Origin of the sequence: uncultured Algibacter sp., from assembly GCF_947490405.1 — a bacterium.
In the GTDB taxonomy this organism is placed as follows: domain Bacteria; phylum Bacteroidota; class Bacteroidia; order Flavobacteriales; family Flavobacteriaceae; genus Algibacter_B.
Window position 1 is genome coordinate 763,100 of the sequence record NZ_CANLGU010000002.1, and the last position, 12,290, is coordinate 775,389.

Genomic DNA, 12,290 nt, shown 5'->3' on the forward strand with positions numbered 1-12,290 from the left:
TTTTTAATCTGCCTTCGGGCAGATTTTTTTGTTTATAATTGTAACATATTAATAATCAGAATTACGTATAGTTTATCTAACCAAATTAAGAAATGAATACAGTAGAAAAGTTATTAGGGAAAATTGAGCGAGCTAAAGAATTAGATTTTGGTACTATCTTCAGTGAGTCAATAGAATTATTTAAAAAGACTTGGTTACAAGGGTTTTTGATGATTTTGTTTACAATGTTGATAATGTTGCCTTTGATTATAGTGTTTTATGTGCCTCTTATTGGAGCTGTTATTGCGCAACAAGAAAGTGGTTATGCTGATACTGATGGTTTTGAAACTTTTTTTGCAAGCATGTCTGTTTTATATATCATTTTTGTAATAGTAGGAGCTTTAGTTGCAGGTGCTGTTACAGTTGCCATTAATGCGGGATTTTACAGAATTATGAGAAAGTTAGATTATAATGAAACAGTGGCCACATCTGATTTCTTTTATTTTGTAAAAAAACAATATTTATCTAAAACGTTTATGCTCATGTTGGTTTCAATATTAATTGCGATACCTTCAGCTTTATTGTGTTATATACCATTAATATATATGATTGTTCCGCTATCTTTTTTCGCAGCGATTTTTGCTTATAACCCAGATTTAACCATAGGCGAAATAGTAAAGGTGAGCTTTAAATTAGGGAATAAAAAATGGTTGTTATCATTTGGATTAATAGTTGTTTCGTCTCTTTTGTCAAATATAGTTGGTTATATTTTATGTGGTATAGGCTTGTTTTTTACTGCCGCATTTACGTATCATCCAATTTATTTAATATACAAAAAGACTATTGGTTTTGATGATAATGATGAAATTGAAAAGATTGGTGTAGCAGATGAATACTAGTTCTCGCATAGTTGTGTTAAGATAGGATTATAAACTAATTACGACTACAGTTACATTATAAGTATTTTTTAATGAGAGGTAATTTATAGATTATGCTGAAGCTAGATAATCTTATTATTCGCAAAACATAACTTTTTGTTTAATTTTTTTGATTTTAAAGGTGGAATTATTTACATACTAATCTTTTGCTGTTTACAGTTTTTGGTAGCTCAAAACAAACAGTTAGAAATCAAGATAAGTAATGATAAGTTTGTGCTTCAGGATAAATATTATACCAATGGCATTCATTTAACGTATAGGCAGAATCTGCTAAATAATTTTTTGTTAAAAAAGAAACAAAATGAAAAGCTACAGTTAAATATTTCGTTTGGTAACGAGACCTATACTCCAAGTAATCTTAATTCTTTTAATGTAAATGATTTAGATCGTCCTTATGCTGGATGGTTATTTGGAAAAATAGAATTGGCTAAAATAAAACATAAATCCGCTTTGTTTTTAGCTATTGAATCTGGAATAACAGGAGAAGAATCATTGGCTGGTAAATTGCAAATAGCATTTCATGATTTATTAAATATTGATAGTAAACCAACCTGGGTTGATGAAATTGCATATAAGTGGCTTTTTAATTTTAAAGTTTCTCAAGTGAACGATTTTCAACTAAATGCATGGAGTAATTTTCAAAATGAAGTCACCCTCAGTATAGGTAGTAAGGATACCTTTTTAGAAAACAATGTGTATGTTTTCTTTGGAAAAATTAACACATTTCAAAATTCATCTCGAATAGCTGCTATAGCTTCAAATAGCAGTAAAGAGTTTTTTGGTTTTCTAGGTGGTGGTTATAAATATGTTTTATTAAATACCTTAATTCAAGGGAGTCCTTTTAAGTCTAACGATCCGTTTACAACAATTGCAGAAAAGCATATCTTTAATTTGAAATTTGGAGGGGTTTTAAGAACAAAACGAAATTTTTTCAAGTTGGAATATAATTACAATACCAAAGAAACGCCATTATCTAAATCGCATGCTTTTGGTGTATTTACTTTTGGGTTTGTTTTGTAAGCATCTTAAAAAGCGTAATTTTTCACATTAAGATTCTGTAAAATATAGATAAATTAGGCAGATAAACTTTTTTTCATATACATTTGTAGCTTCAAAAATTGATTTATGGCGAAGAATTTAGTAATAGTAGAGTCACCTGCTAAGGCAAAAACCATTGAAAAATTCCTAGGGAAAGATTTTAAAGTAGAATCTAGTTTTGGGCATATTGCCGATTTACCTTCTAAGGAATTAGGGGTAGATGTTGATGGAGACTTTAAACCAAAATACGAAGTTTCAAAAGATAAAAAGGCTGTAGTAAAAAAGCTTAAAGATCTTGCAAAAAAAGCTGAAATGGTTTGGTTGGCTAGTGATGAAGATCGAGAAGGAGAGGCAATTGCATGGCATTTAGCTGAAACTTTAAAATTAGATAAAGACAAGACTAAGCGTATTGTTTTTCATGAGATTACTAAATCAGCAATTAAGAAAGCTATTGAAAACCCAAGAGGTATCGATTACGATTTGGTTGATGCACAACAAGCACGTCGTGTTTTAGATAGAATTGTAGGTTATGAGTTGTCGCCTGTTTTATGGAGAAAAGTAAAAGGTGGTTTATCAGCTGGTCGTGTACAATCGGTATCAGTTCGATTAATAGTTGAAAAAGAAAGAGAAATACAAGGGTTTACCCCAGTAGCTTCATATAGAATTGATGCTGAATTTTCAAATGAAGATGGGCAAACGTTTAAGGCTAAACTTCCAAAGAATTTTTCAACAAAAGCTGAAGCTCAAAAATTCTTAGAGCAAAATGGTACTGCAGATTTTAAAGTAGCAGATTTACAAAAGAAACCTGCAAAAAAATCTCCCGCAGCTCCGTTTACAACATCAACATTGCAACAAGAAGCATCCCGTAAATTATATTTTTCTGTAAGTAAAACCATGACGATGGCACAACGCCTTTATGAAGCTGGTTTAATTACTTATATGAGAACAGATAGTGTAAACTTGTCTGATGAAGCTAGAAAAGGGGCTGAAGCTGAAATAAAAGAAGCTTACGGTGATAATTATAGTAAGCCAAGGAATTACAAAGGAAAAGCTAAAGGTGCACAAGAAGCGCATGAGGCTATTCGTCCTACAAATTTTGCAACACATTCAGTTGATATAGATAGAGATCAAGCAAGGTTATATGATTTAATTTGGAAACGTGCTATTGCATCACAAATGAGTGAAGCTCAGTTAGAGCGAACCAATGTTAAAATAAGCGCCTCTACGCATAACGAAACTTTCAGTGCTAACGGAGAAGTTATCACCTTTGATGGATTCTTAAAAGTATATTTAGAAGGGACTGATGACGAAGATATTGAGCAAGATGGTATGTTACCAGCAATGAAAACCAATGAAACATTGCTCAACAATTACATCACAGCCACAGAACGTTACACACGTCCGCCAGCAAGGTATACAGAGGCTTCTTTAGTAAAAAAACTGGAAGAGCTAGGTATTGGGCGTCCGTCTACTTATGCGCCAACAATTTCAACCATTCAAAATAGAAATTATGTTGAAAAAGGAACCGTAGAAGGGGAAGAGCGTAATTACTCTCAGTTAAAGTTACAGTTAGGTACTGTTAAGGAAAAAGTGCTTACTGAAAAAGTAGGTTCAGACAAAGGCAAATTAGTGCCTACAGACATTGGCATGATTGTAACAGATTTTTTAGTGAATCATTTTGATACTATTTTGGATTATAATTTCACGGCTAAAGTTGAAGCTGATTTTGATGAAATAGCTGAAGGTAATGAAGATTGGACTAAAATGATGAAGTCTTTTTACAAGAATTTTCATCCTGTAGTTGAAGATGTTAAAGAAAATGCTGATAGAGAATCTGGTGAACGTATTTTAGGAGAGGATCCAAAAACAGGAAGAAGAGTTAGTGTGAGATTAGGGAAGTTTGGACCCATGGTTCAAATAGGAACCGTTGATGATGAAGAAAAACCACAGTTTGCTAGCTTAAGTCCAGATCAACAATTAAATACCATTACTTATGAGGAAGCTATGGATTTGTTTCAGCTTCCTAAAACATTAGGTAACTATGAAGGAGAAGAAGTTCAAGTTAATAATGGTCGTTTTGGGCCTTATGTAAAATTTGGAGCTGCCTTTGTGTCCTTACCAAAGGGAGTCGATCCTTTAAGTGTTGAGTTAGATGATGCTATTGTTTTGATTAAAGAAAAGCAAAAAGCAGATGCTCCTATTTATATGTATAAAGATTTGCCTGTTCAAAAAGGTAAAGGACGTTTTGGTCCATATATAAAATGGAACAACATGTTTATTAACGTCAACAAAAAATACGATTGGGATAATTTATCTGATGAAGATATTGTAGAGTTGATCGAAGTGAAAATTCAGAAAGAAATTGATAAGGTTATTCACAACTGGGAAGATGAAGGTATACGTGTTGAAAAAGCGAGATGGGGAAGACATAATGTTATCAAAGGAAAAGTAAAAGTTGAGCTTGCAAAAACAGTTGATGTTTCAGAAATGACTTTGGAAGAAGCTAAAGCAATTATTGAAGCTAATGCGCCAAAGAAGAAGGCTGCTAAAAGAAAAACCGCAACCAAAAAGAAGGCACCAGCAAAAAAGAAATAACAATACATGAATTTTAATTTTTTATCCCCAGTTTCAGATTCGGTTTTAGCACATAACGAGCTACTACAGGCTCAAGCACTCGGACGGAAAATAAAAATTCACTCAACGCAAAATGGTATGCCAGATTTGGATGGTGTGCAAGTTGCTATTTTTGGAGTTTTAGAGAACAGAAATGATATTAATTATATAGGAGAAACGTTTCAGTTAGATGAAATTCGTAAATCGTTTTATAGTCTTTTTCCAGGTAGTTGGAATACCTCTATAGCAGATTTGGGAGATATTTATAAAGGTGAAAGTGTAGAAGACACATATTTTGCCTTAAAAGAAGCTATAACTATATTGGTCAAAAAGAATATTATACCAGTAGTAATTGGCGGTTCTCAAGATCTTACTTATGCTAACTACAGAGCTTACGATGCTTTAATTCCTATGGTTAATGTTGTGAATATTGATGCACAGTTTAATTTAGGGGATTCTACTAAGCCTATTAAGAATAATAGTTTCGTTGGAAAAATTATTTTAGAACAACCCTATAATTTATTTAATTACGCTACAATTGGTTATCAAACCTATTTTAATTCGCAAGAAGAAATTGATTTGATGGACAATCTGTATTTTGAATCGTATCGTCTTGGTGAGGTTTCAAATGATATTACAATTGTTGAGCCTGTTTTAAGAGATGCTAACATAGTTAGTATTGATTTAGATTCGGTAAAAGGTTCAGAGGTAAGTTCGAAACAAAAGTATTCACCTAACGGTTTAGATGGAAAAGAAATTTGTGCTATTGCTCGTTATGCGGGTATAAGCAATAAGGTGTCATCATTTGGTATTTATGAATACAAACCTTCAAAAGATGATGAACTCACATCTATGTTAGTGGCTCAAATATTATGGTATTTTATTGAGGGTGTTAACTTTAGAGTTAAAGATGATGATTTTTCGGATGATAGAAGCTATCAAAAGTATATCACTTTAGTTGAATCACAGGAATTAGTATTCTATAAGAGTAATAAAACTGGGCGCTGGTGGATTGAAATTCCTTTTTTAGCAGAAGTCAATAATAAATTAAAAAGACATACGTTATTACCTTGCATGCATCAAGATTACATTGATGCCTGTAATAATAAGGTGCCAGAACGCTGGTATAAAGCATTACAGAAGAATAGTGTGTAAAAGTTAAAGTATAGTCTAACTACCAATTTCATCGGTGAAATGCTTATTTTTCACGATGAAATGTTATTTTTTTAGATAAAAAGTTGTTTTATTAAAAATATATAAATATGTTTACGCTCTCAAAAATGAAGCTTAAAATAATTAACCTCAAGTTTTCTATGGATATTAAGAAGTTTATATTATTAACCACAGTATTTGCAATGCTAGCAAGTTGCGGCTCTAAAGATAGAGGTGAACTAGTTGGTGTACGAGGAAAAAAATGGCATCCAGAAAAGCCTTATGGCATGGAGCTTATCCCAGGCGGAGCCTTTATTATGGGTAAGGCAGATGATGATTTAGCTGGTGTTCAAGATGCGCCATCAAAAACGGTTACTGTTAGAGCCTTTTATATGGATGCAACTGAAATTACCAATAGTGAATATCGTCAATTTGTAAATTGGGTAAGAGATTCTATTGTAAGAATGCGATTAGCTATTTTGGCAGATGAGGTTGGTTTAACCCAAGCTGATGAAGCTACGATAGGTGAATTTGCTTTTAGTGATGCAGATCCAGAAAACATGTCGGTGTATGAAAAATACATGTATGATAATTACACTGGTTTAGGGCCAACAGGCTATGAGGGAAGAAAAATTAATAAAGATGTAGATTTAATTTTTGATACTGGTGAATATCTAGATGAATACTATGCTGAAGTAATGGACACTATGTATCTACCTTTAGAAGAATCTTATAATGGACAACGTACATGGGATGTTACTAAATTTAAGTTCCAGTATAATCATATGGATATTCAAGAAGCAGCTCGAAACAGAGGCGTAAAGCGTAAAGATGTCATCATTAAAGAAGAAGTAGAAGTTTATCCAGATACTACAGTTTGGATTAGAGATTTTGCATATTCATATAATGAGCCAATGCATAACGATTATTTTTGGCACGATGCTTACAGTGATTATCCTGTTGTAGGAGTTACATGGAAACAAGCTAAAGCTTTTTGTGAGTGGAGAACAATATGGAAAAACACCTACCAGAAAGCTAAAAAAGGAGCACAAATGGTAAATACGTTTAGATTACCATCAGAAGCAGAATGGGAATATGCCGCAAGAGGAGGTCTTCAAGCAGCAACTTATCCATGGGGAGGGCCTTACACAAAAAGTGATAGAGGATGTTTTATGGCAAATTTTAAACCTGTAAGAGGTGATTATGCAGCAGACCAAGCACTATATACTGTAGAGGCAAAGAGTTATGAGCCTAATGACTATAATCTGTACAATATGGCAGGAAATGTGTCAGAGTGGGTGAATGCTTCTTACGATCCTTCATCATATGAATACACATCAAGCATAAATCCAAGTGTAAACGATTCAAATAATAAACGTAAAATCGTTAGAGGGGGATCTTGGAAAGATGTAGCTTACTTTTTGCAAGTAAGTTCAAGAGACTACGAATATGCAGATTCTGCAAGGAGTTATATAGGTTTCAGAACCGTTCAAGATTATATGGGGACAGCAGTAACACAGAACGGGCAATAAACTTTAATTCAAATCAATAATAATAAATACTATTAATTAACCTACTTAAGTAACAAAAACCTACTTAAAATTAAAAACCGAAAATTATGGCAAAGTCAAAAGCAAGTAAGAAATTCATGAATATGGCGTACGGATTAGGAGCAGCAATTGTAATCGTTGGTGCACTATTCAAGATTATTCATTTCGAAATAGGACCGTTAACAGGTAACGTAATGTTAACCATTGGTCTAGTAACAGAAGCAATTATATTTGCATTATCAGCATTTGAACCTGTTGATGATGAATTAGATTGGTCTTTAGTATATCCAGAATTAGCTGGAGGACAAGCATCATCTAAAAAGGCAGGTAATGAAGATGCCCAAGGGTTATTATCTCAAAAACTAGATAACTTATTAAAAGAAGCAAAAATCGATGGTGAATTAATTTCTAGTTTAGGAGAAAGCATCAGAGGTTTCGAAGGTGCAGCTAAAAACATGTCTTCTACAGTAGATTCAATTGAAGCTAGTAAGAAATATGGTGAAGAATTATCATTAGCTGCAGCTCAAATGGAATCTTTAAACAGCTTATATAAAGTACAATTAGAAAGCATCAGTAAACAAGCTGAAATTAACGACGAGTCTGTTGAAAATGCTGCTAAGTTAAAAGAGCAAATGCAATCTTTAGCATCTAACTTATCATCATTAAATGGTGTTTATGGAGGAATGTTATCTGCAATGAATAAATAATTAGGTGAGTTAATCCCAAATTACTATTAATTAACCAAAAAAACCTAATTACACATGGCAGGAAATAATTTATCACCAAGACAGAAGATGATTAATCTGATGTATTTAATATTTATAGCAATGCTAGCTTTAAATATGTCAAAAGAAGTGCTTTCAGCCTTCGGATTAATGAACGAGAAGCTTACTGAATCTAATGAAGCAACTGAAGCAAGAAATGCTGATTTTGTAAAAAGTTTAGCTGTAAAAGCTTCAGATCAACCAGAAAAATACAAGCCTTTAAAAGCTAAAGCTGACCAAATAGATGCCCTAGCGCATAAATTTGATGGATATTTAGAAGAATTAAAAGGAAAAATGACCGCTAAGCTTGATGATGCTAGAGATTATGAGATTATGGATAAAGGCGATTACCTTGATCAAAATTTCTTTAAAGGAGACAAGTTAAAAGAAGATGGACAAGAGTTTCTAAATCAAATCAATGGATTTAGAGATGGTGTTGTAAAAATCTTATCTGGTGAAAAAGGTATGGAACCCATCATTAAAGAAGTTAAAGATAAGTTTAATACAGAACAAGAAGTGAATAGAGATGGCATCAAAGTAGATTGGTTAGACTACCACTACAAAGGATTCCCTTTAGTAGCGTCTTTAACTAAAATGACACAGCTTCAAGCTGATATTAAAACTACGGAGTCTGAAGTACTATCAAAAATGCTAGCAGGAGAGCTTGCAAATCAAGTTGCAATGGATAATTATTCAACTTTAATGGAAACTTCTAAATCAGCTTACTTTAATGGAGAAAGATTTGATGGTGAAATTGTTTTAGGTCGTACAGATGAATCTACAAAGCCTAGTAGAGTAGAATTAACACTTGATGGTAGAAAACTTGTAAAAGATAAAGATTTTACACTAGAAGGAGGAAAAGTAAAGTTACAAGTAAGTTCAGGTGGGGTTGGAGAACATACAATCAAAGGAAAACTGTTTTTTGCCCAAGACGGGAAAGAAGAACCTGTTGATGTTTATCAAAAGTTTGCTACTGTTGCAAGGCCTAACTCCGCTACTATTTCTGCAGACAAAATGAATGTAGTTTATAGAGGTGTTAAAAACCCTATGACTATTTCATTTGCTGGTGTTCCAGATAACAAAGTTACTGCAAGTGCTCAAGGATTATCACGAGTTTCAGGTAGTAAATACGTAATGGACGCTACCAGAATTCAAGGTAGAGAAGTTACAATTAATGTTACAGCTACCTTACCTGATGGGAAAAAAGTTCCAGATAATGCTAAGTTTAGAATTAAAGATTTACCAAAACCTACAGGAACAATTAGAGGTGAAGATGGTGCTATTAAAATGCAACGTAACAGTCTTAAAATCTCTACTATTGGTGCTAAGTTTGATGATTTTGATTTTGAATTACCATTACGTGTATCAGGATTTAAATTTAAAGTTCCTGGACAACCTACAATAAATGTAAAAGGAAACAAGTTAGATAGTAGAGCGCAGAAAGCTTTAGCAAAAGCTAAACGTGGATCTGGAGTTCAAATATTTGACATCGAAGCAAAAGCTAGTGGTGTAAGTGTAATACTTAAAAAAGTATCACCAGTTTTTGTTGAGCTTACAAACTAGAAAAACTATTAGAGATATTCTGTTAAGGAATATCTCTAATATTCATAATGTAAAATAAAATTGAAATGAACTTAAAACGTTTTTTATTAACCCTAACAACTGTTTTTACAGTGTCTGGTATCATTGCACAAGCAAATATTCTTAATGCTAAAAGCCCTGAGGAAATTGGTGTAAGAACAGAGGCTCAGAAAGCAGTAGACAATGATAAACCTTTAGAATACGGTTACGTTGATGATAGAGATATTCTGTTTTCTAAGATGACTTGGGAAAAAGTTGTTCTTGATGAGCGAGCTAACTTTCCATTGTACTATCCAATAGATACAAACAATATTGGTAGTGACAGAAGATCGTTGTACGATGTACTTATGAAGAACATTAAAAATGGGAAAATAAAGAACATTTATGATGATTCTTATTTTACAACAAAACGAACGTTAAAAGATATTGAATCTGCATTAACTATGATTGATACCACAGAGTTGGGTATTGAACAAATTAATGCTGGTGAAGAATTATCTGCAGAGTATATTAATAAAAGAGAAATTACTTCTGCTGATATAAAAGAGTATCACATTAAAGGGCTTTGGTATTTTGATAAGCGTCAAGCGGAAATGAAATACCGTTTATTAGGTATTGCTCCAGTGGCACCAGATGTTAACTTTATTGATGATTCTGAGCCAGATTTAGTGCCTTTATTCTGGGTGTTTTTTCCAGATGCTAGAGAGGTGCTTCATGAAGCTAAATCTTTTAATAACGAGAATAGCTCTATGCCATTTTCTTTTGATCATGTATTAAATGCAAGACGTTTTCAAGGGTATATTTTTAGAGAAGAAAATGTACAAGGTGATAGAGCGATATCAGAATATGTATCTCAAAACGCTTTAATGCAGTTATTAGAGTCTGAAAGAATTAAAGATAAAATTAGAGACTTTGAATTAGATATGTGGACGTATTAAGCCATAATGATAAATATATTAAAAAAACGCTCACTTTTAAAGTGAGCGTTTTTTGTTTATTAATATGTTAGGTTAAGTGCAGTCGAAACCTTAAAAAGTTAAGTAAAAATCTACTTATCTTCGTACGTAATTATGAAATTAGATTACATTGTAGTTGGTATAGGTATTGCTGGCATAAGTTTTTGTGAGCAGCTAAGAGCAAACAATAAATCTTTTGCAGTATTTGATGATGCTTCGCAAAAATCTTCAACAGTAGCTGGTGGTTTGTATAATCCAGTGGTTTTAAAACGATTTACATCGGTTTGGAAAAGCACCGAACAGTTGGATATAGCTTTACCAGTTTATACTAATATCGAAAAAAGGCTAGATGTAAAATTAGATTATAAGATTCCAGTTTACAGGAAATTTGCCTCGTTAGAGGAACAGAATGATTGGTTTACAGCTTCAGACAAGCCTCTGCTTTCAAGATATCTTTCAACACAAATTATAAAAAATAATAATGACTTTGTTAATGCGCCTTATGGGTATGGAAAGGTTTTAGAAACCGGACGTATTGATGTTAAAACTATGATTGAAGCCTATAAAAGAGATTTGATTAATAATAAACTATTATTTGAGAGCCCTTTTGATTACAATAATTTGCAAATTGAAAACGCAGGAATTAGTTATAAAAACATTAATGCAAAACATATTGTTTTTGCTGAAGGTTTTGGAGTTAAGGAAAACCCTTATTTTAAAGATTTACCTTTAAATCCTGTAAAGGGCGAGTTGCTAACCATATATGCGCCAGATTTAAAGATTGATTTTGTTTTGAAAGCAGGTGTTTTTTTAATTCCGATGGGGAATGATTTATATATCGTTGGAGCAACTTACGAATGGAAAGATTTAACTAATACGCCTACTAACAAAGCAAAGGATACGCTTTTAAGTAAATTAGATAAGCTTATAAGTTGTTCTTATAAAATTGTTAACCAAGTTGCTGGTGTTAGACCTACAGTTAAGGACAGAAGGCCTTTGGTGGGTATGCATCAAGATTACAATAATATTTTTGTTTTAAATGGCCTTGGAACACGAGGTGTTATGATTGGCCCTTATGTTGCTAAAGCGCTTTATAACCTTATTGAGCAGAATAAACCTTTGGATGTCGAGATTGATATAAACAGGTTTGTTTAATGGAAAATAAAAAGCTAAACCTATTTTATAATGATGAGGTTGGCTTGCGTTAGGGATTGAACGGTATGTTTGAAATACCCGACGAAGGAGGGATTGAGTAGTGAAAGCCCGACCTTTAGGTAACGCCCAAAACCTTATTTTTTTGCTAGTGATTTATCGTAACTCATAAAAAAGTTAATCCAAATATTTCGGGAAAGCCTTAATATAATTGGAAGACAAATGATTAGTGTAATTACTATGGCTATAAATACCTGCATTAAACTAGCATTAAATAAAAAGAATGAGATAACGAATGCAGCTGTGGCAAAGGCGATACCTACGGCGTAACTAACGTACATGGAACCATAGAAGAACGAGGGTTCTATTTTGTATTTAGTTTTACAATTTGAGCAGGTGTTGTGCATGTCTAAAACCTCGGGAAGCACATAAGGGTTTGTGTTTTTGTACATGGATTCTTCGTGACATTTTGGGCAAGAGCCATTGAGAATACTATATAACTTTAAGCCTTTTTTTAACATATTATTTAATGTATTTTTGCAAGCTAAATATTAAAAGGTTTTCTCG

10 protein-coding genes are annotated in these 12,290 nt (G+C 32.8%); 9 read left to right on the top strand and 1 reads right to left on the bottom strand.

Features of this window, described 5'->3' with window-relative positions; translation table 11 throughout:
• The first annotated feature begins 92 nt into the window (after positions 1 to 92).
• The 9 genes from Q0772_RS07280 (at position 93) to Q0772_RS07320 (ending at position 11,726) form a co-directional block, all read left to right on the top strand.
• The gene (locus Q0772_RS07280) at positions 93 to 878 is read left to right on the top strand and encodes a hypothetical protein (RefSeq protein WP_298342165.1); all 786 of its coding nucleotides are present in this window, start codon (positions 93 to 95) and stop codon (positions 876 to 878) included.
• Positions 879 to 1,013: 135 nt separating this feature from the next.
• Complete coding sequence (locus tag Q0772_RS07285; protein ID WP_298342168.1) at positions 1,014 to 1,937, top strand: lipid A-modifier LpxR family protein; 924 nt, start codon at positions 1,014 to 1,016, stop codon at positions 1,935 to 1,937.
• A 105-nt stretch (positions 1,938 to 2,042) separates the two neighbouring features.
• Positions 2,043 to 4,550 (top strand): type I DNA topoisomerase, encoded by a 2,508-nt coding sequence (topA, locus tag Q0772_RS07290; RefSeq protein WP_298342170.1) that lies wholly within the window; start codon positions 2,043 to 2,045, stop codon positions 4,548 to 4,550.
• Between the two features lie 6 nt (positions 4,551 to 4,556).
• On the top strand, positions 4,557 to 5,723 hold the full coding sequence (locus Q0772_RS07295; protein ID WP_298342175.1) for a formimidoylglutamase: 1,167 nt from the start codon (positions 4,557 to 4,559) through the stop codon (positions 5,721 to 5,723).
• A gap of 158 nt (positions 5,724 to 5,881) precedes the next feature.
• Positions 5,882 to 7,252, top strand: a complete 1,371-nt coding sequence (gene gldK / locus Q0772_RS07300) for a gliding motility lipoprotein GldK (RefSeq protein WP_298342445.1) — start codon at positions 5,882 to 5,884, stop codon at positions 7,250 to 7,252.
• An 86-nt stretch (positions 7,253 to 7,338) separates the two neighbouring features.
• Positions 7,339 to 7,977, top strand: coding sequence for a gliding motility protein GldL (gene gldL, locus Q0772_RS07305; protein ID WP_298342178.1), 639 nt, complete (start codon positions 7,339 to 7,341; stop codon positions 7,975 to 7,977).
• 54 nt (positions 7,978 to 8,031) lie between these two features.
• The gene (gene gldM / locus Q0772_RS07310) at positions 8,032 to 9,597 is read left to right on the top strand and encodes a gliding motility protein GldM (RefSeq protein WP_298342181.1); all 1,566 of its coding nucleotides are present in this window, start codon (positions 8,032 to 8,034) and stop codon (positions 9,595 to 9,597) included.
• A 65-nt stretch (positions 9,598 to 9,662) separates the two neighbouring features.
• On the top strand, positions 9,663 to 10,553 hold the full coding sequence (gldN, locus tag Q0772_RS07315; protein WP_298342183.1) for a gliding motility protein GldN: 891 nt from the start codon (positions 9,663 to 9,665) through the stop codon (positions 10,551 to 10,553).
• 132 nt (positions 10,554 to 10,685) lie between these two features.
• A complete protein-coding gene (locus Q0772_RS07320) occupies positions 10,686 to 11,726 on the top strand; it encodes an FAD-dependent oxidoreductase (RefSeq protein ID WP_298342185.1) in 1,041 nt (346 codons plus the stop codon).
• 134 nt (positions 11,727 to 11,860) lie between these two features.
• Here the strand turns inward: Q0772_RS07320 and Q0772_RS07325 are convergent, their stop codons facing one another.
• A complete protein-coding gene (locus tag Q0772_RS07325) occupies positions 11,861 to 12,244 on the bottom strand; it encodes a DUF983 domain-containing protein (protein ID WP_298342187.1) in 384 nt (127 codons plus the stop codon).
• Positions 12,245 to 12,290: the final 46 nt, after the last annotated feature.